This is a genomic window from Rhodococcus sp. MS16, assembly GCF_013277795.1.
Classification (GTDB): Bacteria; Actinomycetota; Actinomycetes; order Mycobacteriales; family Mycobacteriaceae; genus Rhodococcus_F; species Rhodococcus_F globerula.
In genome coordinates, this window is record NZ_VBTM01000003.1 from 260,306 (window position 1) to 281,925 (window position 21,620).

Genomic DNA, 21,620 nt, shown 5'->3' on the forward strand with positions numbered 1-21,620 from the left:
ACGCGCCATAGTCCTTCATGGCAAGGTCGTCTCAGCCGCCGAAAGGTGAGGGACGTCACCGCAGCGTGACGCATCACGACACGTGCCACCACCGTCGGCCAATCGGGACGAAAGGACTACCCATGGCGCCTCCGCCTACCCCCGCAGTTTCCACGACCGGGACCGACGAAAAGCCGAACTCCAACGCTCGGCGTGCCGCAGTGTCGGGCTTCCTCGGAAGCACCCTCGAGTACTACGACTTCTTCATCTACGGCTCCGCCGCCGCACTGGTGTTTCCCACGATCTTCTTTCCCGGCGGAGGCTCCACCGCCACGCTGCTCTCCATCAGCACCCTGGGCGTGGCCTACGTCGCCCGCCCGCTCGGCGCAGTGCTGTGGGGACACCTCGGTGACCGCTACGGTCGCAAGAACGCACTCCTCGCGTGCCTTCTGCTCATGGGAGTCGCGACCGTCGTCGTCGGCTGCCTGCCGACGTACGAGCAGATCGGCATTGCAGCGCCGATCATCCTCGTCTTACTTCGCCTCCTCCAAGGCCTGTCTGCGGGTGGAGAATCACCCGGCTCCTCGGCACTGACACTCGAACACTCACCGGATCACCGCCGTTCGTTCTTCACGTCGTTCACCATGAGCGGCATCATGTTCGGCATCGTCATCTCGAGCCTGGTATTCATCCCGGTAGCAAGCCTGCCCGACGAAGACCTTTACTCCTGGGGCTGGCGAGTTCCCTTCTGGCTCAGCATCATCGTGACCGTCGTTGCACTCTGGCTGCGACGCGCACTCGACGAGCCTGAGGTATTCGAAGAGCTCAAGGAACAGGACAACACGGCAGGAATTCCCGTCGTCGAGATGTTCCGCTCGCACTGGCGCACCGTGATTCGCATCAGCATGAGTTCGACCTTCGCGATGATCAACACCATCGTCAACGTCTTTGCCCTGGCCTACGCCGTCGAATCCGGCTTCGAACGCTCGACGATGCTCTGGGCAATTGCCACGGCCAACTTCGTTGCCGTACTTACCCAGCCGCTGTTCGGCATTCTGTCCGATCGCTACGGCCGCAAGCCCATCTTCGTCATCGGCGCAATCGGCGCCGGCCTGATGGTCTTCGTTTTCTTCCACTCGATCGGAACCCAAAGCGTTCCCATGGTTTTCGCTTCGGGAATCGTCATGATCGGCATCTTCTACGCGATGCCCAATGGCACCTACCCGGCGTACTTCCCGGAGCAGTTCCCCGCCAAGGTTCGCTACACCGGTATGGCCGTGAGCCTCATGCTCGGACTTCTCGTCGCCGGCTTCACACCGGCAATCGCCCAGGCGATTTCCGCAGGCGACAAGAGCAACTGGACACCGGTCGCGTGGATGTGCCTCGGCTTTGCGGTCGTCTCCGCCATCGCCGCGATGTGCGGTCCGGAAACCTATCGGACGCCGACCGCAGAACTCGGCGAACCGAAATCAGTCACGCTCACGAAGCAAGACCCAGAGCTCACCAGCAACAACGCTTGACCGGACCGGCCCCTCGCGCTGACTTCGCGCCGCGAGGGGCCGTCCCCACTTATGCAGGAGAAATGTCATGCCTACCGAATCCACCCGTCACCGGATCGGCCTTGTCGGCGCGGGAATCACCACCTCACTCTCGCCGGCGCTGCACTCCCACGAAGCGGCAGCACTCGGTCTCGCCGCCTACAGCTACGAACTGATCGACCTCGAGGCAAGGAACGTCTCGGTCGAGAAGACCGGCGAGTTGGTTCGCGCCGCCGTCACCGGTGGTTTCACCGGGCTGAACATCACGCACCCGTGCAAGCAAGTTGTCGTGGACGCCCTCGACGAACTGTCCGACAACGCCCGACTGCTCGGCGCCGTCAACACGGTTGTGGTCGACAACGGCCGTCTGATCGGCCACAACACCGATCACAGTGGATTCCTCACCGCACTTCAACGCGGGCTACCTGACGCCACCTTGGATCGAGTGGTCCTCGCCGGCGCCGGCGGGGCAGGTTCGGCAGTTGCCTACGCGCTGGCGGCAGCCGGTACGACGGATCTCCGCATCGCCGACGTCGACTCAGAACGCGCTGCCGATGTATGTTCACGCGTTGCCTCGGCTTTCCCTGACACGCGCACAACGGCTTTGGCGATTGGTGAGATCGCCGATAACCTGGCGACAAGCGACGGCGTCGTCAATGCGTCTCCGATCGGTATGGTCGGCCATCCCGGAACTCCGTTCGACCCCGCTGCGCTCCACTCCGGCTTGTGGGTCGCGGACATCGTCTATCGGCCGATGCGCACCGAATTACTCGACGCTGCAATCGCTCTCGGGTGCCAGGTGCTCGACGGCGGCCAGATGCTGGTGGCTCAAGCCTCTGACACCTTCACACTTCTGACGGGCATCGAAGCTGACACGGATCGGATGCGCACCCACCTGAGCGACATGATCTCCGAGATGGCCAGCGCATGAGCACAGTCGAACACTCACTCTCGCAAAATGCTCCAGGAGCACCGATGAACGCAACCCAACCATTTGCCGAACCCCTCGACATGGGCAGCGTCCGCCTTCGGAACCGATTCGTATCTGCTCCGATGGAACGCAATTACTGCGAAGTCGACGGCACCATGACGGACGAGTACATCGCATATCTCGCTCGCCGCGCCGAAGGTGGTGCGGCACTGATCTTCACCGAGGCGAGCTACGTGCGCGCCGACGGCAAAGGCCGCATCCGGCAGATGGGCGTCGACGTCGACGAACGGATTCCCGGTATCAAGAAGATGGCCGACGCGATCCACGCTCACGGCGCCCTCGTCGGAGTCGAACTCAACCACGGTGGACGTACGGCGCAAGGTTCTGTCAGCGGGTTTGTTCCTGTTGCCCCGACACCGATTCCGTGTTTGGTGGTCGGCGGCGAGATGCCAGAACAACTCGACGCCGACGACATCGAGCACATCATCGAATGTTTCGGTGAAGCCGCAGCGCGCTGCCAGCAGGCGGGCGTCGACGTCATCTCCCTGCACGGTGGCCACGGGTATCTGATCCACCAGTTCCTCTCCCCTGCTTACAATCACCGCGACGACGAGTGGGCCGACCCCACCTTGTTCGTCAACAAGGTCATCGCCTCCGTCCACGAGCATGCTCCGGGAATCACTCTGGGACTTCGATTCTCAGCCTTCGAAGGCATTGACGGCGGGCTCGACGCCGAGACAACCCGCGCGCGCATCGACGCCATCGACACTGACCGACTCGATTTCCTCGACGTCTCGGCCGGCAACTACGAAGCGGGACAGTGGATCATCCAGCCCGGTGAATGGTCCCGCGGACTCCTCGCACCGTACTCCGAGCAGTACCAGCGCGACTTCGACATCCCGGTGGGTGTAGCCGGACGCATCACGTCGCCGGAGATCGCCGCGCAGATCATCGAATCCGGCCAGGCGAACTTCGTCAGCATGGCCCGTACGTTGCACGCCGACCCGGACTTTCCGAATCGCGCTATCGACGGTGGCCGGTACCGCCCCTGCATCGCCTGCAACTACTGCATCGACAGCCTGGCCGCCGGCCCCATTCCCTGTTCCGTCAACCCGTGGGTCGGACGTGAACTGGATCAGCCCACGAAGCCGGCTGATGCCACCGTACGCGTCGCCGTCATCGGTGCCGGTCCGTCCGGAATGGCCGCTGCCCGCGACCTGGCACTTGCCGGTCATCGCGTCGACCTGTACGACGAACGCCCCAGCCTCGGTGGCGACTTCGCTCTGGCATCGAAGCTGCACGAATATCCCGAATACGGGCGGATCGTGGACTGGTACCTCGCGGAACTGGCCGAACTCGGGGTGCAGTGCCACACCTCGACCAGAGCTGACGCAGCATTGCTCGCAAACAGTGACTTCGACGCGATCGTCCTTGCTGCCGGTGGGCACGGTCCCGTGACTGACCTCCCCGGCGCGCAGACCCGAACCGTCCGTGACGTTCGCGAGTTCCTGGTTTCCGGAGATCCGGTCCCCGAGGCAATCACCATTTTCGGCGCCGACCGCGAGGCTGCTGCCGTCGCAGACGATCTGCTCCAGAAGGGCACCCAGGTCGTCATGATCGGGCCGCAGGAAACCATCGCGCACGACGTCGGCCGACGCGGCAAGATCGTGCTGCTGCCGCGCCTGGCCGCAAGTGAGAACCTCACGACCTACCTGAGCTCGATCGTCACCAAAGTCGACGCCGATCGGGTCACGATCTCGACAGGCGGTGCACTGAGCGAAGTCGACGCCCCCGGCGAGCTGCTGATCTCACAGGGTGTCGAGCCGCGCTCGGAGCTTCTGGCCGAACTACGTTCACTGGCACCACGACTCGGGGTCCATACCGTCGGCGACGCGAGCGGTGACGGCGGATCCATCCATGCCGCACTCGTGACCGCAGCCGACGTTGCCGTCGCCATCACCGCCGCCGCTGCGGCCCGTCAGGAGGTTCACGCATGAGCGCACACACAGCCGCACCGGTGGCAACTGCGTTGCCACCCATCGGACTCGGAACCTGGCCACTGGTCGGTGCCGACGCCACGAAGTCGGTACTCTCCGGAATCGAGGCCGGGTACCGCCTCATCGACACCGCCGCGATCTACGGCAACGAGGACGCCGTCGGCGTAGCGTTGGCGGAGTCTGCTCTACCGCGAGAAGAACTGTTTGTCACCACCAAACTTCGTGGAAACGAACAGGTTTCCGGTGACATCCGCGGAGCGCTCGAGCAGAGCCTGGAACGACTGGGACTGGATCAACTCGATCTGTTCCTGATCCACTGGCCGCTCCCGCGAATCGATCGTTACGTTGCGTCATTCGAGGCGATGCTGGCCTGCCGCGACGCCGGACTGGTTCGGTACGTGGGTGTGTCGAACTTCCTCGAGCACCACCTGCGCCGCGTCGTCGCCGAAACCGGCGAGGCACCGGCAGTCAACCAGATTCAGATGGACCCGTCGCTCGCGCGAATTCCGGTGCGCCGCGCCAACGACGAACTCGGAATCTTCACGCAGTCGTGGAGCCCGCTCGGCCGCGGCGATGTGCTCGACAACGCCGTGGTCGGGGAGATCGCCGGTCGAATCGGTTGCACACCAGCTCAAGTGGTCCTCGCTTGGCACGTCGCGCAGGGTGTGGTTCCGGTCGCGCGATCAGCGAACCCGACGCGTCAGGCCGAGAACCTGGCAGCACTCGACGTGACCCTCTCCGGCGAGGACATCGAAGCACTGAACAGTCTCGACCGCGGCGAGTCTGCGGCGCGGGACGTCGAAGCAGAGGAACATTTCTGATGACGTTGAAAGTCGGAATCGTCGGCTGCGGCAAGATCGCCGGCAACCATGCCCGAGCCCTGCAACAAGTCCCCGGCGTCGAGGTAATCGGCTGCTGCGATCCCGATCTCGGACGCGCCCAGGAGTTCGCGGCAGCGCACGGCATTCCCGCAGCCGTGAGTTCAGTGGAGCAACTTCTCGCCCTCGGACTCGACGCCTGCACCGTTTGCACGCCGCACCCGGTACATGAAGAGGTAGTCGTGGCCGCTGCCGAAGCGGGTGTACATGTGTTGTGCGAGAAGCCCATCGCGGTCGATGTTGCTGCCGCCGACCGCATGATCGAGGCCGCCGACCGCGCCGGTATCACCTTCGGCGTCCTCTTCCAACGCCGCTTCTGGCCGGCCGTGCGTCGTATCCGGGACGCCATCGACGACGGCCGGATCGGACTGCCCACGCTCGGCGAGGCGTCGGTGATCCTGCACCGCCCATCGAGTTACTACTCGGCCGACGCGTGGCGCGGACGCTGGGACACCGACGGCGGTGGCGTGCTCATGACGCAGGCCGTGCACCAGATCGACATGCTGGCCTGGTTCATGGGCGAGGCTGTCTCGGTCAGCGGCTTCATCCGCACCCACACCCACGGTGAGCACATCGAGACCGAGGACAGTGCGTCAGCTGTGATCTCCTTTGCCTCGGGCGGCACCGCCACCGTCACCGCGACTACCGGTGCCAATCACAACCTGGGCAACCGCGTCTCGGTGATCGGGCGCACCGGTGCCATCGCCAGCGTCCTCGAGTTCCCTGAAGGGCACGAGGGTGTCAACGAAATCTGGACCGTGCCGGGCGAAGTGGAGTTCCAGTCGCGGTACTCCGCCGATATCGACGCCAATCTCGATGTGGGAGCGGTCAATGCGGCACTCACTGACTTCCACACCTTGCAGGTTCAGGACTTCGCCGACGCCGTCCTGACCGGGCGCGAACCCGCCGTCACCGGACGAGACGCCCGCGCGTCACTTGCCATCATCGCCGCAATCTACGAATCGTCACGAACGGGCAAGGTTGTCGAGCTGACATCGACACCGACCCTCGCAACAACTGCCAAGGAGCAGAAATGAGTAGCAGTACCCCCCTCACCTACGACGTGGTTGTCGTGGGCTCCGGCGCAGGCGGGCTTTCCACAGCAATTGCCGCAGCACATGGCGGCGCGTCGGTACTCGTTGTCGAGAAGGCCGACACCTGCGGCGGCGCAACGGCCTGGTCAGGCGGGTGGATGTGGACCCCGCGCAACATGTTTGCCATCGCCGACGGGGTTGTCGAGGATCGTTCGGCGCCGCGGGCATATCTGGAGAACCGACTCGGCGACAACTTCGACGCCGCCAAGGTGGATGCACTCCTCGACGGTGCACCGGAGATGGTCGAGTTCTTCGAACGCAAGACTGCGCTGAAGTTTGTTCCCGGAGCCAAGATCGCCGACATTCACGGCGACACACCGGGAGCCGGCACGGGTCATCGTTCCGTCGGACCGAAACCGGTGAGCTTGCGAAAGCTCGGACCCGACGTCGCGGCGCTGCTACGTCGACAGTTGTACGAGACGTCATTCCTCGGTATGGGCATCATGGCCGGCCCCGACCTGCAGGCATTCTTGCACTCGACTCGATCGCCGAAAGCATTTGTGCACTGTGGTGTTCGCGTGACAAAGCACATGTTCGATCTCGCCACCAAGCGTCGTGGCCAGCAACTCGTCAACGGCACTGCGCTTGTCGGCATGATGCTTCGCTCAGCGCTCGATCTCGGCGTCGAGATTCGGGTGAAAACGTCGGCAACATCGCTGCAGACTGACGACGACGGTCGCGTTGTCGGCGTCCGCCTCGAAGGCCCGGATGGTGCGTACTCGGTAACTGCCACGCGCGGCGTCGTACTGGCCACCGGCGGCTTCGCCCAGGACATCGACCGCAGACGTGAAATGTTCCCCCGTACCCCCACCGGAAACGAGCACTGGTCACTCACTCCGAAGACAACCACCGGCGACGGCATCACCCTCGGCGAATCCGTGGGTGGTCGCCTAGACCGCACTCTTGCCTCCCCCGTCGCGTACTGCCCCGTCTCCATCGTTCGCTACCGCAACGGCAAGGAAGGTGTGTTCCCGCACATCCTCGACCGCGGAAAGCCCGGTGTCATCGGAGTTCTCGCGAACGGCAAGCGTTTTGTCAACGAAGCACTCGGCTACCACGACTACACCCTCGCGATGGTCGAGCAGGTTCCCGAGGGAGACGAGGTGTGCTCATGGTTGATCGCGGATCAGCAGTACGTGCGCTACCTCCCGCTGGGCATGGCCAAGCCCCTGCCGATCCCGATCCAGCCGTACCTGCGCTCGGGATACCTGACACGGGGTCACACTGTTCGCGAACTGGCGGAGAAGATCGGCGTTGATCCGACGCAGTTGGAAAAGACAATCGAGGCATTCAATGTCGGGGCCGTGGCCGGTGAAGACCCCGAGTTCGGTCGCGGCACAACGCCGTTCAACCGGGGATCCGGCGATACCGCCAACCCCTGGCCGAACCCGTCGCTCGCACCCTTACAGAAGGGTCCGTACTACGCGGTGAAGGTGGTGCCGGGCAGTTTCGGTACCTTCGCCGGGCTTGTCACCGACTCGTCGTCGCAGGTGCTCGACGACAACGACCGCCGCATCGAGGGATTGCTCGCCGTCGGCGTCGATCAGGCCAGCGTGATGGGCGGGCACTACCCGTCCGGCGGCATCAACCTCGGCCCGGCTATGACGTTCGGTTACCTGGCAGGTCGGGAACTGGCCGGAGCCAAGACAGTTGGAGCGCACGCATGACACTCTCACTCGGACTGGCAGCCCTCACAGTGCTCGATACCGCACCGATGCAGCACGTCGACTTGGCGGAAAAACACGGCTTCGACACCATCGGCATCCGCCTGATGCCCGCGGCACCAGGTACGACGGCCTACCCGCTGCACGAGGACAAGCAGTCGTTGGACGAACTGGTGCGTCGACTGGATGATTCACCCGTTGAGGTATTCGACCTCGAAATCATCCGCCTTGCAGCCGACTTCGACCCCGCCGACTATGTTCCGCTTCTCGAAGCGGGTGCACAGCTCGGAGCCAAGGCCGTTCTGGTGGGCGGCGACGACCGCGACCGCGCTCGGCTCACGGACTCCTATGCCCGCCTCGCGGAACTGTGCGCGAACTACGGCATCGTCGCCTCGCTCGAATTCATGCCGTGGACTGCGGTGCCCGATGCGCGCGCTGCCATCGAGATCGTCTCGGCGGCAGATGGTCCGGCTCGGAGCGTTCTCGTCGACGCATTGCACACCGACCGCTCGGCGACAACGCTGGAGGATCTTGCGTCCATCCCGCGCGAGTGGCTGCACTACGCCCAGATGTGCGACGGTTCGACCCCCGCTCCCACCGATGACGCAGAACTGATCCGTCACGCCCGCGAAGAGCGTCTGGTGCCCGGCACCGGCGGCATCGCCCTGGCCGACATCTGGTCGACATTGCCTGCCGGACTGCCGGTCAGCATCGAACTGCCCAACGAGCCACTGCGTCAGGCCGTCGGCACAGACGCCTGGCTGGAACGCCTGGTCACGGCCACGCGAGAAGTTTTGGCCTAGCGGCCCTGTGCGCCTTTTTGGTAGTTGGCGCTACCAGAAAGGCGCACGGGGGCGTCAGCCCCTACGGCTGGCAACGGCCTGCGCCAGACGGTCCAACTGCGCTGCCGTTGTGGACCAGTCGATGCATGCGTCGGTGATGGACTGACCGTAGGTGAGTTCGTCCGCCTTGCCCAAGGTCAGGTCCTGACGACCGGCCTCGATGAAGCTCTCCAACATGACACCCGCGATTCCCTGCTCACCGGCGGCGAGACGAGCTGCGATGTCGTCGAGGACGATGACCTGACGCTCGTGATCCTTGCTGCTGTTGCCGTGGCTCGCGTCGATGACCACGCGCTCGGGCAGGTTCGACTTACGCAGGCGGGCAAGGGTATCCGCGACCGTCTCGGCGTCGTAGTTCGGTCCGTCGCTGCCACCGCGCAGGATGACGTGGCAGTCGGGGTTACCAGCCGTACGGATCAAGGCAGCCTGACCGTCGAGGTCGGTGCCGGGGAACACATGGCTCGCTGCCGCAGCGCGGGTACCGTCGACGGCTACCTGCACGTCGCCTTCGGTGGAGTTCTTGATTCCGACGGGCATGGACAGTGCGCTGCACAGCTGGCGATGCACCTGGCTCGCAGCGGTCCGGGCACCGATCGCACCGTAGCTGACCAGGTCCGCGATGTACTGCGGCATGATCGGGTCGAGGAACTCACAGCCGACGGGCAGACCGAGGCTCGACACGTCGAGCAGCAACTTGCGGCCGATACCAAGACCGGTGTTCACGTCGTAGGTGCCGTCGAGGTGGGGATCGTTGAGCAGGCCCTTCCAACCCAGCGTGGTGCGCGGCTTTTCGAAGTAGACCCGCATGACGATGTGCAGGTCGTCCCGCAGTTCTTCGGCCTTGGCAGCCAACCGGCGGGCGTAGTCCATCGCAGCTTCCGGATCGTGTACCGAGCACGGTCCGACAACAACGATCAAACGGTCGTCGTCACCGTTGAGGATGTTGATCGTGTCGGCACGGCCGGTCCGCACGGTTGCGGCCGCGACCTCGTCGGGTGCGTGCTGAGCTCGGACGGTCGCCGGCGAAACCAGCGGACTGATACTGACAGTGCGCTGATCGTCGAGGCTGTCCGATGTGGCTGTGGTGTCGATGGTGACAGTCATGGGGTTTCGGTTTCCTGTTCTCAGGCCGACCCCAGAGATGAAGTGAACTCCAGCGAGCCGGTCTGTAATCCGGCTCTTGGGTGGAGGTTGTCAGCGCGTGGTTACGCCGGCAGGCCCACCCGGGGCCGGCCTGCTAAACCAGAAATAGACGCGCTGCATGTCGGCCACGATACCTCGAGTGCTGACGAGGTCAATTCCACCCCTGTGTTTGCGAGGAGAAACCAGCACCTCGTTATGGTTGACGTGGCCGTTCGTGCGGCCACGATCGGCGAGGGAACCTGGTGCAAGTCCAGGGCTGACGCGCAACGGTGACGAACCTTCTCGAGGGATCGAAGTCCGGATACTCGCTGATCGAGCACGGCGAATTCTCGGCTCCGCGATCGAGCCCTGAGCAAGGAGTTCCCTCTTCATGCGTTTTATGCGCTTCACATCAGCAGTTGTTGCCACCTCGGCTCTCGCGTTTGGTCTGGCCGGCTGCGGCGCCTCCGACGACTCCGTCACCGCGAGTGACGCCAGCTCGTCCAACTACCCCCTGACCATCGACAATTGTGGTCGACAAGTCACGATCGACGCACCACCGACACGTGCGGTTTCCCTCAACCAAGGCTCCACCGAGATTCTGCTGTCCCTCGGTCTCGCAGACCGCATGGTCGGCACCGCGACGTGGACCGATCCCGTTCGCGAGAACCTCGTAGCCGACAACAATCGAGTCCCGCGCCTTGCCGACAACAAACCGTCGTTCGAGGTTGTCCTCGACACGGAGCCCGATTTCGTGTCGGCCTCGTTTGCCTCCACGATTGCCGAGGGCGGCGTCGCGAGCCGAGATCAGTTCGCCGCGCTCGGCGTGCCGACGTACCTCTCGCCCACCGACAACGGCTGCGACGGCAAGGTGTCCTCGGCGTCGAATGCGGACGGCGCTCGCACCGAACCGTTGAAGATCGAGACTGTCTACCAGGAAATCCGGGACTTGGCAGCAATTTTCGACGTGCGTGATCGAGGCGAACAGTTTGTCGCCGAACTACAGGATCGATTCGCGAAAGCGTCCGATTCCGTCGACGCGTCCGGGGTCTCACTCGCATTCTGGTTTGCCGACACCATGACTCCGTACATGGCTGGTTGCTGTGGCTCGTCCGGAATTATCACGGAATCTGTTGGCGCGGAGAACATCTTTGCCGATACGACGGACGAATGGCCCCAGGTCAGTTGGGAAACCATCCTCGATCGCAACCCAACGGCCTTGGTGCTCGCGGACCTGAGCCGGCGCAGTATCGACGGTGACGCTCTGGCCAGCAAGATCGCCTTCCTCGAATCCAACCCTGTCACCTCCCGTCTGCAAGCTGTGCAGGACAAGAAGTACATCGTTGTGAACGGCGCCGATCTCAACCCCTCGATCCGCACGATCGACGGTGTCGAGAAGACCGCTACCGCGCTGCGTGACTGGGGCTTGGCCAATTGAGCACGCGCACTGCGCGTCTCGAATCCCGGTCAACGCTGGGATTGCTGTTCGTGATCGGTCTGGCCGTGCTCGCGTTCTCGGTTGCGCTGGCGATCACGATCGGCCCGGCTAATCTGTCGGTTCGCGACGTCTACGCCGTAGTGCTCGAGCATTGGGGTGTCGGATCGTCCGGCGTCAGCCGAATCAAGGACGGCATAGTCTGGGAATTGCGGCTTCCCCGAACACTCTTGGCTGCAGTGTGCGGTGCTGGGCTCGCATTGTGCGGCGTCATCATGCAGTCGCTGCTCCGTAATCCACTGGCCGATCCTTTTGTTCTCGGAATTTCGTCCGGGGCTTCGACCGGTGCGGTGATGATCGCGGTGCTCGGCATCGGCGGCGGCGTTATCTCGCTGTCCGCCGGTGCATTTGCCGGGGCCGTCGTCTCGTTCGGCCTGGTGATGCTGCTTGCTGCGGGCGCAGGCGGTGGCACGTCCCGCGTGGTCTTGGCAGGTGTTGCAGGCACACAATTGTTCTCGGCACTCACGTCGTTCATCGTCATTTCCTCCGCCGACGCCGAGCAGACCCGAGGCGTCTTGTTCTGGCTTCTCGGTTCGTTGGCCGGTGCCGGCTGGACGGACGTAGTTCTGTGTGGCGCAGTGGTAGCCGCCGGAATCCTTGTGTGTCTCGCCCAGGCACCGGCGTTGGACGCCTTCACTTTCGGCAACAACGCCGCCGCGACGCTCGGAATCCCGGTGCAGCGCGTTCGGCTGCTCCTTCTCACCATCACCGCGCTGATCACGGCCGCATTGGTCAGCGCTGCCGGGGCGATAGGTTTTGTGGGACTGGTGCTTCCGCATGCGGCCCGGTTTCTGGTCGGTTCGAGACACAGCCGTTTACTCCCTGCCACGGCGCTGATCGGTGCGATTTTCATGGTGTGGGTGGATGCCATCGCGCGTACTGCGTTTGCGCCCCAGGAGATTCCGGTCGGTGTTGTGACGGCCTTGATCGGCGTCCCCGCATTTGCGGTCATCCTGTTCCGCATGAGGAGAAGCGCATGAGCCTCGCAGCACACGACATCGTGTGGCACCGCGGAAAGAACCTGATCCTCGATCGGGTGAGCGTCGCCGCGCAACCGGGTGACACCATCGGGATCCTCGGCCCCAACGGGTCCGGGAAGTCCTCACTCATCAGCATCCTGGCTGGAGTCACGTCTCCTGACTCGGGCGATGTCACGCTGGGCGGCACCAGCATCAGCAACGTTCGCCGACGCACCGTTGCCCGGAAGATCGCGGTGGTCGATCAGCACGCCCACACCGAGGTCGACATCAGCGTGCTCGACGTCGTGAGGCTCGGCCGCATTCCACACCGCACACTGTTCGGTTCCGGCGAGGAAGCCGACGACGACGCAATAGACCAGGCACTCGCCGATACCGGCATGACGTCGATGCGACGACGCTTGTGGCACACGCTGTCCGGCGGGGAACGCCAACGCGCGCAGATCGCCCGCGCACTGGCTCAGCAACCGGACGTGCTGCTGCTCGACGAGCCGACCAACCACCTCGACATCTCACACCAACTCGACATCCTGTCACTGGTGTCGACGCTTCCGGTGACCAGTTACATTGCGCTGCATGACCTCAACGTGGCGGCGATGTTCTGCGACCGTCTTGTGGTGCTCGAACGCGGACGGGTGGTTGCGTCTGGTACACCGACCGAAGTGCTGACCGAGGAACTGGTCGAACAGGTCTACCGAGTCCGGGCAAAAGTCACGATCGACCCCGACGACGGCTATCCCTCGGTCAGTTATCGTCCGCAGCGACTTGGAGCTGAAAAGATCTCAGACCCTGTGTAACTCCGTTGATCTGTAACTCGACGGAATGAGTACCGGCGTAATACCGCCGCGTGCTGATCGGCTTGAAGGAATGCCGCTTGGCTACCTTCGCGCTGGCACCGGGCTCGAGAGAGCGCGTGGTCAGCTTGAACACCTTCGGACTGGTGAGTCCGTTGGCCTTGACGTGATGGACTATGTAGTCGATTGCCACAGTCACGGACTCACCGCCGTTGTTACTCACCGCAAAACCGAATGCGATGTCTCCGCCCAGATCGACAGCGTCGCGATCGATCACAAAGTCCGAGATCACGATATCCGTGGGTGCCGCAAAGCCCAGCAGAGCCAACGCATCGACGTCGCCGGCTTTCACCAGGCTGCGCAGTGCATGGCGAACCACTTTGGGCGTAGCCGCGTCGGGATCACCGAGCCAACGCTTGGCGATCGATACCGCCATTGCAGCGTCCGCGCGACTGAGGTCGTTGAGATGATTGGCGACAGATCTCCGCACGTATTCCGAGTCGTCGCGGTACAGCGCGTCGAGAATCGAGACCGTGGACTCCGGGTGCTCCGTCAACGCCTTCACCCGCCTACCCCAGGGCAGACGCATCCGGGTGCCCTCACTGGCGAGGCGTCGAACATGCTCGTCCTGGTGATCGGTCCATCCGAGAGCGATCTCCAGCGCTCGCGCGGGATTCGCGTCGAGAAAGGTCCGGATCGCAAATTCGCTCGTCAGACGCGAGGTCAGTTCGGCGAGTAGCGCCATACCGTCGTCGAAATCTGTATTTCGGCCACTGCGCGTGGCGATCACTGCAACAGCTTCCGTGACCGGCCAGATCATCCAGCCCGCAAAGGCCTCGTCGCGCAACGCCAGCCGGATTACCTCGGCAAAGCGCGGAAACTCCTCGGCTAGGTCGGACATCATCGCGTCTCGCACCACACGAGTGCGCTCACCGAGACTGAGGCCGTCAAAGCCGGATGAGCTCTCGCGAACAGCGGCCAATCGCGTGCGTCCCGACGCTTGTTCAAGGCACAGGGCAAGATCGGCGACTACGGAGGCTCCGAGCAGTTCATCAGCGGTGGGCATGCGCGAAGGGTACAACCGGGGTCCGACACGACCGTAGCGTCGGCGCCGGTTAGTGCTGTGCGCATCGGTCCAGTTACAGACGGTCCCGTGTCGACGTACTCGGATCAGGTCCTGAGTTCGGCAGTCAGGGTACGGCGGTCGGTCTCGTCAAGGAAGGTACCGGCGACCGATGCCAACTGGATGTCGTGAAGGTCGGCGACCGTCAATCCGGCGGCCTCGAGCATGGAGTGCTCGGAGGTGAGTGTTGTTCCGAAGTGTGCGGGCGCGTCGGTGGCCGGTGAGATGCGGAGTCCACGGCGCCACATGTCTGCTGGAGCGCCCGCGACCTCGAGACCCCAGGTCTTCAAGAGTTCGGCCGCGCGAGTGCTGACGGTGAAAGTGACACCGGCATCGAGGCATCGCTGTAGGTCGTCGTCGTTGCTCAGTATTGCGTATCCGTGGTCGATGCGGCTGCAGCCAAGCAGGTCGATGCTGTCCAGGATGCTGTCGGACCCGGCGGTTTCGCCGGCATGACTTGTGGCGCGTAGTCCTGCGCGTCGTATGCGAGCGAATGGCTCGATGAAAGTATCTGCGGGGCCCAGGGTTTCATCGTAGTCCAGGCCGACTCCGACCACGAGGTCGTTGTTGCACTCAATGATGTAATCGACCACTTGGGCGGCTTCGGCGGGTGAGCGGGAGCGGTCGATGGCCGGGATCAGGCGACAGTTGACGCCGGAGGTGGAGTGTTCGATGCCGTCGATGATGCCGGCGAGTTGGGTGCGGTAGGGCACCGCGTCGTCGAGATGGACCATGGGGCTCCAGAAGATTTCGACGTATCGGACGGCCTGCTGAGCCACCGAATGCAAGTACGTGTCGACGGCTTCGGCAAAGTCGCCTGCTGTGCGCAGGAGATGGGCGGTGGCGTCGTAGCCCTTCAGGTAGTCGTCGATGTCGGCGACGCTCTGGTAGGCACCCAGCGCCGGCGCAAGCAAGTGGTTCAGTGAGTTCCGCTGCGCAAGAAGGTAGACGAGGCTGATCGGCAGGGCGGCTTCGAGGTGACAGTGCAATTCGATCTTCGGAAGGGTGGCAACGGTGAATGTGCTACTCATGATGTACTGCCAGTGAGGCGAGCGGCCTCCCGGATCGCATGGGGATTCGGTTCCCGCCCCCGGGACCCGCGGAGCTTGGCGGTTATGTGCTCTTTGACCGTCACCGGCTCATATCGCGGTGGATTGCCGGGACCGGTGCAACCCGGCAGGCACGCGATGACCGTCTCGGGGTTGCCGTCGTGGAAGAAGGCCGCCGAGCGTCGCGGCACGAGCCGGCCGTCGACGCGTGGCGGCGCTACCCGGTGCATGGTGGAGATCCAGCGATCGTTGGTCCAGCGGGCCAGCGCATCGCCCAGGTTGACCAACAGTGCCCCGTCGGCGGGCTGTACGGGGTGCCAAACCCGCTGACTGTCAAGTATTTCCAGTCCTGGCACCTGATCTGCCCACAAGACCGTCACGATACCGTAGTCGGTGTGCGCTCCCATGCCCATCTGCTCGGACTCCAAGGTGACGTCGGGGTGGGGCAGTTGATAGTTGTTGATACGCAGTACATCCAGAGAGTGCGTGGTGAACTGCCGAAAGTAGTCGATCGGTAGATGCAGAGCCAGGGCGAAGATGTCGGCCATGGTGTGCGCCACGCGTCGGGCCTCGCCGAACCAAGCGGTAACGGCAGATTCGAAGTCGGTTGTCTCGCTGGGGAAGATGGTGGGCGCGTAGTCGACGGGATCGAGGTCCGGTGAGGCGTGGTCGGCAGGGTCGACGCCGATGTTGAACGCCTCGAAAAGATCTGCGGCGGTGATGATCCCGAGAGAGTTTGCCAACGCCTCGGCTCTCGGTGGGGTGTACCCGCGGTTGATGTGCGGCGGTGTGGAGTATTTGCGTTTGGTGGACTCCGGCAACGCGAAGAATTCGTCGGTGGCCGCGGTGAACCGATCGAGCACTTTCGGTTGGATGCCATGCCCGACCACCTGCATGAATCCGACGGTGGATGCAGCCAGATCGACCTGGCGGGCGATTGATTGCCGATCGATATCCGCCCCGCCTGTGAACGTCGAGATATCGATGATCGGGACCTGGAAGTCGGTTCCGGCGTTGCGGGCAAATGCCATGATGGATGTCGTCCTCGCGTGTTGGGTGGTCTGGGCGTTCGTCAGATGGTGATCGCGGAATACCGGGCGCGAAGGTAGTCCGCAGTCGTGACGGGCTGGTAGGCGTGCGCTCGTCCGATCGGCGGACCGAAAGACTCGATCACCGCATCGTGATTGGCTTCGAAGAAGAAGATCAACGAGATCAACTCCTCGTTGGGGTCGTGCGCGGACGGAGGCAATACCCGGTGCCTGGTCGAGCGCCACCGATCGCCCGTCCAACGAGCCATCAGATCACCGATGTTGATGGTGAAGGCATCATCGACGAACGGTGCATTCACCCAGCTGCCGTCACCGGTATCGACCTGGAGCCCGCCGTAGCCTGCTTGACGGTCGAGTATGGTGATGACCCCGAAATCGGTATGCGGCGCGATCCGGTATTGGCCGTCGATTGCAATCCCGGTCTCGGCCATCGCCGGGTATCGATTGAGGTTGAACGAATGTGGTGCGCGGTCGGTCCGAGAGGTGAACCAGTCGGGATCGAGATTCAGTGCCGAAGCGAAGACGGTCAGCAATTCTGCTGCCAGGGAACGCATCTGCTCGGTGTACGTCGCACACAGCCGCTCGAACTCCGGCACTTCGGTCGGCCAGACATTGGGCGCGAACCATTCGTTATCGACCACGGGGTCACCGGTGGAGTAGTCGTCCCAGCCGTTCGTGTAGGTCTCCTTGAGGTCGGCTGGACCCGGAGTCTCTTCGACGAAAGCGTTGGCTTCGGCACCCGAGGGGATCCACCCCCGCCCACCGACGTGGGTCCGGTATCGATGTTTGGTCGCCGGGCCGCTGGTGAAGAACGCCGATCCGGCGGCCCGAATCTGCGCGCGGAGTTCAGGATCGATTCCATGGCCCGAGATCAACAGGAATCCGGACCCTTGCAGGGCCTGGTCGACACGTTCGCTCAGCTTCGCACGCTGCAAGGAGGATCCGGTGCGCCACTGTTCGAGATCGACGAGGGGAATGGTGTTCATGCGCTGAGCCTTTCGGTGACTGTGCTCTCGTTACGGGTTGATGTGCGTGCCAGCGCCCAGTAGGTCAGCGCCCCGACCACCAGGCCGGCTGGCACACTGAGGTCGGCGCCGTCGAATGCCTTGGAGATGGGGCCGGTGAAGACCGTGGTGTTGATGCAGAGCAATGCCGCGATCATGCCGGCGACCTGGGCAGTGACGCCGGCCGGATTGAAGCCGAGAACCCGGCGATACCGGCCGCCGTCATCGGATAGTGACGCTATGTCGTACCGGCCCGAGCGCAGGAAATAGTCGACGACCATGATCGCCGCCCACGGTGCGAACCAGACGATCATGAAGAGCAGGAAGTTCCCAAGCAATGTGTTGAAGTCGCCGGAGAACGTCACGACGATCGCGACGATCGCGCAGACAACGGCATCGACGACGACGGCTTGCCAACGACTGATTCGAATACCCATCGCCTGCAGTGTCATTCCCGAGGAATAGAGGTTGATCGCATTGAGCGCGGTGAGCTGTAGCAGGACCACAAGAAGATAGGGAGTCAGGAACCACGACGGCAGAGCCGACGGTAGTCCGCTGATGGGATCGACGGCGTCTGGGACTGCAGTGGCGACGGCCGCACCCAGCAGCATCAGCAGGGTTTGCGGCAGAGCGCCTCCGATCGCGGTGCCCACCACCAGGCGAACGCGACTGGTTGACTCGGGCAGATATCGGGCATAGTCGGCGGCGTTCGGTGTCCATCCCAGACCGCTTCCTGACGCCGCCACCGCGACACCGGCGAAGAACAAGGCGGTGCCACCGGAGGCCGTGCCCGTCTGGACATCCACGGAGTCGAACACGAGCACAACCAGCACCGCGAACAGCACAGTGAACGGGATCAACAGGATTCGAATCGCCTTCATGATCACCGACAGGCCGAAGATAGGCAGAATGCTCTGCGTAACCGCCAAGCCCAAGATGACGACGACCTCGAGCGGAGTGCCCAAATCGATCCCGGCCTGACCGAGGAGAACCGACGTAGCCAGAAACATCAACACCAGATCGAGTGACTCGTAACCGATCTGCATTATCCAGTTGCAGAATGCAATCGGTCGATTTCCGTTGCGCCCGAAGGGAGCGCGGCTCGCGGCGAACGTGGTGGTGCCGGCAGCCGGCCCGGGCAGCGAACACAAACCGGTGATGATCCATGTCGCGTTACCGATCAGAACCGCTGCGACTGCTTGCCAGAGGTTCAGACCGAGTAATACGAGGAGGGCGCCGAAGACGATGCCGGTGACGTTCATCATCGCGCCGCTCCACATCAGCGCCACCGATCGCACCGAGCCATGGCGTTCACTCGCCGGCACATGGTCGATGCCTCGTTGCTCGATCGTGAATCGCGAAGATCCGGCTTCCGATGGAGACTCACTACTAACGGGTTGATCGGTGGAGTGAACGGACATCTTTAGACTCCATACTGAAGTGGAAGTGACGAAGCGATAGCTGACAACTATCAAAATGGGCCATGAGTATTTCCTGCAGCTATACTGGGTGTTACGGAGTTGTTAATGACGCAGACCACCGACGATGAGACCGAGTTGGCTGTGGCGATCGGTGCCGCGGTGCGGACTCGGCGAGAGGCCGCGGGGCTCTCGATGAGGGCACTGGCCTCTAGCGCCGGCATCAGCCAACCGTTCCTGAGCCATGTGGAGCGCGGGTTGAGCATGCCCTCGATGGTCACGATCTACCGTCTTGCCACAGTCCTTAACGTCGCCCCCGGAGAGCTCATGCCCAGCCCCTTGGGCTCACCGAGCCGAGTAGCGATCGTCCGCGCCGGAAGCGGTAGCCCCGTGCCGGTGTCGAGCAGGCCCGATGCGGCCATCGGCCACGCGTTGTTGTTCGACCGCAACACGAGTTTGGAAGTTACCGAGTACAGACTCGAACCCGAGGTTCACATCTCTGAATGGTTCCAGTCGAGCGGGCTCGCGGCGGTCTACCTGATCAGCGGAAGCCTTGAAGTGGAGGTCGAAGGCGAAGGTTCGTGGCAGCTCGAGGCGGGCGACTTCATACGGCATGACGCCGACCTTCGGCATCGCTGGTTACTCGTCGACAAAAAGCCCGCACATGCACTTCTCATCCTCAACCACGCCGTTGCGCCGGGCACTCAACAACGCTTTGGTGGTTAATTGCCGGTCCGGACACGAGAATTCGCCAAGCCACTGACCATCCAGAAGGCGAACGGCCAAACCAACACGGAGTACACCTACGGGGACGATCCGTCACCGCACAAAGCCCCGTCTGCGACCACGCAGGATCCGGGCAGTTCATCAGCTGCGGCATGAGCAAAGGGCACAGCTGGGGTCCGACAATGGTGTTTTACATCATGTGTCGAGTGCTGAAGTTCGATCCCAGACCGCGAAGAAACACCTCGGTGGGAAGAGCTCGCAGTACCAGGTCGCGAGCGAGCGTAGCGCCGACGCCGCGAGTGAGGATTGTTCGGGCGGATTGACGCGAACGCTTTTGAAGGCGATGCGTTCTCTTGGTGCGCAGATAGTCGTAGGTCGCCAAGTCATGAGCATGAGCACTGAGCGCGACAGCATCCTCGAGAGCCTGGCATGCACCCTGACCGAGATGCGGCCCCATCGCGTGCGCGGCATCACCCACGAGCACAACGCTGTCTCGAACAAAGGACGGTAGCGCTGGAAGATCTCTGATGTCGTGGCGAAGAATCCGCTCCGGCACAACTGCAGAGATGAGCTCGGGGACAGGTGACGGCCAGTGAAGAAAATCATCCAACGACGGGTCCGGGGCGCCCTTGGACAGCCGTGCTGCAGCAAAGACGTACAACCGCCCGTTCCCCAGCGGAACGATGCCGAATTCTCCTCCTGCGCCGAGGATCCCACCCACGTCAACACTGCCGAAGTCATCAACGATCCACCTCCACGCGCGAACCCCCAGCGACTGCGGCACCGGATACTCAGGGAACATCGTTCGCCGCGTCAGGCTGTCGATTCCGTCGGCGCCGACGATCAGATCGAACTCTTCGAGGCGATCACCACAACGAATCGCTCCACCCACATCGATCCCTGTGACTGCACCGCCGAGCCGTAAGGTCACCGGTTCCGGAAGCGCTGTGCGGAGAACATCGACCAGATCGCCGCGGTGCATGGCGACAAAACTGCCGTGCAGCGCACGGAATCTCTCCTCACTCGTCCGCATCAACCACCGACCCTGGCGATTGCGTATTCCGCCCACCCAACCTGGGGCGGCTCTGCTCCGGATCTCATCGCCCACTCCAAGGTGATCGAGTGCGGCAAGTGCGTTCGGCCACAACGTGATTCCGGCGCCAACCTCGGCAAGAACCGGCGTTTGCTCGAACACCGTGACCGACCAGCCCGCATTCGCAAGCGCCAGCGCCGTTGCCAAGCCTCCGATACCGCCTCCGATAATTCCCGCTGTATGCATCGTCGATCCCTTCAGATTCGATTAGCACGGTTGTCCGGATATACCTGTCAGCCAACGGATTTTCGCGCACGATATGCCGCGACATTAGCCCTGTTCCCACAGTTTCCGGTGTCGCAGTATCGCTTCGAGCGATTGCGCGACAGATCCACGAATACTGCGTCACAATCAGGAGCGGTACACCACTGCAGACGCGAGAACTCCCCAGTGCGGATCAGATCGAGCACACCCATCGCCGCTTCGGCGGCCATCCGATCGACGAGGGGCGCATCGTCCGCCGTGACGTGCAGATGCCACCCGAGATCGTCGTGCCGGGCGAGTCTCGGCTGCGCTCCCGATTCGGCCAGCAGCGTGTTCACCACCGCGACGGCGTCGTCTACTTCGGTCACTTCCCAGAACTGTCGCAGACGTGGACGTAGCGTCCGCACCGCATCGAGTTCGCTCTGCGTGCCGTCGCGTCGCCCGGTCCACTTGTCCGTATCGAGAAATCGAGTCAGTTCTTCCTGATCAGGCAGAAGTTCGCCGCCTCCTCGAGCAGTGTTCACCAACGACGCAGCGAAGACGAGCGCCGATTCCGTGTCATCAGCAAAATTCACTTTGACTCCTGAGCATTGTCAACCTAGTGTCATCATCGTAATCGCTTTTACTCCTGACGGGTGACGAC

Annotated in this window: 19 protein-coding genes and 1 riboswitch; of the genes, 11 read left to right on the top strand and 8 right to left on the bottom strand. The window is 63.0% G+C overall.

Features of this window, described 5'->3' with window-relative positions; all coding sequences use genetic code 11:
* Positions 1-122: 122 nt before the first annotated feature.
* The 7 genes from FEZ60_RS06255 (at position 123) to FEZ60_RS06285 (ending at position 8,884) form a co-directional block, all read left to right on the top strand.
* A complete protein-coding gene (locus FEZ60_RS06255; protein WP_033234049.1) occupies positions 123-1,499 on the top strand; it encodes an MFS transporter in 1,377 nt (458 codons plus the stop codon).
* Positions 1,500-1,566: 67 nt separating this feature from the next.
* A complete protein-coding gene (locus tag FEZ60_RS06260; RefSeq protein ID WP_045068932.1) occupies positions 1,567-2,448 on the top strand; it encodes a shikimate dehydrogenase in 882 nt (293 codons plus the stop codon).
* Between the two features lie 44 nt (positions 2,449-2,492).
* Positions 2,493-4,445, top strand: coding sequence for an FAD-dependent oxidoreductase (locus FEZ60_RS06265; protein ID WP_045069773.1), 1,953 nt, complete (start codon positions 2,493-2,495; stop codon positions 4,443-4,445).
* Positions 4,442-5,266, top strand: a complete 825-nt coding sequence (locus FEZ60_RS06270; RefSeq protein ID WP_045068929.1) for an aldo/keto reductase — start codon at positions 4,442-4,444, stop codon at positions 5,264-5,266. The genes FEZ60_RS06265 and FEZ60_RS06270 overlap by 4 nt, the downstream gene beginning before the upstream one ends.
* A complete protein-coding gene (locus tag FEZ60_RS06275; RefSeq protein ID WP_045068926.1) occupies positions 5,266-6,360 on the top strand; it encodes a Gfo/Idh/MocA family oxidoreductase in 1,095 nt (364 codons plus the stop codon). The genes FEZ60_RS06270 and FEZ60_RS06275 overlap by 1 nt, the downstream gene beginning before the upstream one ends.
* Positions 6,357-8,084, top strand: coding sequence for an FAD-dependent oxidoreductase (locus FEZ60_RS06280; RefSeq protein WP_045068924.1), 1,728 nt, complete (start codon positions 6,357-6,359; stop codon positions 8,082-8,084). The genes FEZ60_RS06275 and FEZ60_RS06280 overlap by 4 nt, the downstream gene beginning before the upstream one ends.
* Positions 8,081-8,884: a TIM barrel protein gene (locus FEZ60_RS06285; protein ID WP_020970535.1), complete on the top strand. Its 804-nt coding sequence runs from the start codon at positions 8,081-8,083 to the stop codon at positions 8,882-8,884. The genes FEZ60_RS06280 and FEZ60_RS06285 overlap by 4 nt, the downstream gene beginning before the upstream one ends.
* Before the next feature lie 54 nt (positions 8,885-8,938).
* Here the strand turns inward: FEZ60_RS06285 and FEZ60_RS06290 are convergent, their stop codons facing one another.
* Positions 8,939-10,027 (bottom strand): 3-deoxy-7-phosphoheptulonate synthase, encoded by a 1,089-nt coding sequence (locus tag FEZ60_RS06290; RefSeq protein WP_095888343.1) that lies wholly within the window; start codon positions 10,025-10,027, stop codon positions 8,939-8,941.
* 230 nt (positions 10,028-10,257) lie between these two features.
* Positions 10,258-10,394, top strand: a riboswitch (cobalamin riboswitch).
* Between the two features lie 51 nt (positions 10,395-10,445).
* Here FEZ60_RS06290 and FEZ60_RS06295 point away from each other — a divergent pair.
* Genes FEZ60_RS06295 through FEZ60_RS06305 form a run of 3 tightly spaced genes read left to right on the top strand, consistent with a single transcriptional unit; the run spans position 10,446 to position 13,314 of the window.
* Positions 10,446-11,483, top strand: coding sequence for an ABC transporter substrate-binding protein (locus FEZ60_RS06295; RefSeq protein ID WP_172935978.1), 1,038 nt, complete (start codon positions 10,446-10,448; stop codon positions 11,481-11,483).
* Positions 11,480-12,520: an iron chelate uptake ABC transporter family permease subunit gene (locus FEZ60_RS06300; protein ID WP_172935753.1), complete on the top strand. Its 1,041-nt coding sequence runs from the start codon at positions 11,480-11,482 to the stop codon at positions 12,518-12,520. The genes FEZ60_RS06295 and FEZ60_RS06300 overlap by 4 nt, the downstream gene beginning before the upstream one ends.
* Positions 12,517-13,314 carry an ABC transporter ATP-binding protein gene (locus FEZ60_RS06305; RefSeq protein ID WP_033234040.1) on the top strand — a complete coding sequence of 266 codons (798 nt, stop codon included), beginning with the start codon at positions 12,517-12,519 and terminating at the stop codon, positions 13,312-13,314. The genes FEZ60_RS06300 and FEZ60_RS06305 overlap by 4 nt, the downstream gene beginning before the upstream one ends.
* Here FEZ60_RS06305 and FEZ60_RS06310 read toward each other — a convergent pair.
* The 5 genes from FEZ60_RS06310 to FEZ60_RS06330 all read right to left on the bottom strand — a co-directional run bounded on the left by FEZ60_RS06310 (position 13,262) and on the right by FEZ60_RS06330 (position 18,957).
* On the bottom strand, positions 13,262-14,377 hold the full coding sequence (locus FEZ60_RS06310) for a DNA alkylation repair protein (protein WP_045068920.1): 1,116 nt from the start codon (positions 14,375-14,377) through the stop codon (positions 13,262-13,264). The two genes, FEZ60_RS06305 and FEZ60_RS06310, sit on opposite strands and share 53 nt — an antisense overlap.
* Before the next feature lie 104 nt (positions 14,378-14,481).
* Positions 14,482-15,465, bottom strand: a complete 984-nt coding sequence (locus FEZ60_RS06315; RefSeq protein ID WP_045068918.1) for a hypothetical protein — start codon at positions 15,463-15,465, stop codon at positions 14,482-14,484.
* On the bottom strand, positions 15,462-16,514 hold the full coding sequence (locus FEZ60_RS06320) for a 2-oxoglutarate and iron-dependent oxygenase domain-containing protein (protein ID WP_033234037.1): 1,053 nt from the start codon (positions 16,512-16,514) through the stop codon (positions 15,462-15,464). Before FEZ60_RS06320 ends, FEZ60_RS06315 begins: the two co-directional genes overlap by 4 nt.
* Positions 16,515-16,555: 41 nt before the next feature.
* On the bottom strand, positions 16,556-17,518 hold the full coding sequence (locus FEZ60_RS06325) for a 2-oxoglutarate and iron-dependent oxygenase domain-containing protein (RefSeq protein ID WP_033234036.1): 963 nt from the start codon (positions 17,516-17,518) through the stop codon (positions 16,556-16,558).
* Positions 17,515-18,957 carry a cytosine permease gene (locus FEZ60_RS06330; RefSeq protein ID WP_045068916.1) on the bottom strand — a complete coding sequence of 481 codons (1,443 nt, stop codon included), beginning with the start codon at positions 18,955-18,957 and terminating at the stop codon, positions 17,515-17,517. The genes FEZ60_RS06325 and FEZ60_RS06330 overlap by 4 nt, the downstream gene beginning before the upstream one ends.
* 105 nt (positions 18,958-19,062) lie before the next feature.
* Here FEZ60_RS06330 and FEZ60_RS06335 point away from each other — a divergent pair, with 105 nt between their 5' ends.
* Positions 19,063-19,680, top strand: a complete 618-nt coding sequence (locus tag FEZ60_RS06335) for an XRE family transcriptional regulator (RefSeq protein ID WP_033234034.1) — start codon at positions 19,063-19,065, stop codon at positions 19,678-19,680.
* Positions 19,681-19,870: 190 nt separating this feature from the next.
* Here the strand turns inward: FEZ60_RS06335 and FEZ60_RS06340 are convergent, their stop codons facing one another.
* Complete coding sequence (locus FEZ60_RS06340) at positions 19,871-20,959, bottom strand: FAD-dependent oxidoreductase (protein ID WP_045068914.1); 1,089 nt, start codon at positions 20,957-20,959, stop codon at positions 19,871-19,873.
* Positions 20,960-21,006: 47 nt separating this feature from the next.
* Positions 21,007-21,552: a CGNR zinc finger domain-containing protein gene (locus FEZ60_RS06345; RefSeq protein ID WP_045068912.1), complete on the bottom strand. Its 546-nt coding sequence runs from the start codon at positions 21,550-21,552 to the stop codon at positions 21,007-21,009.
* Between the last annotated feature and the right edge of the window lie 68 nt (positions 21,553-21,620).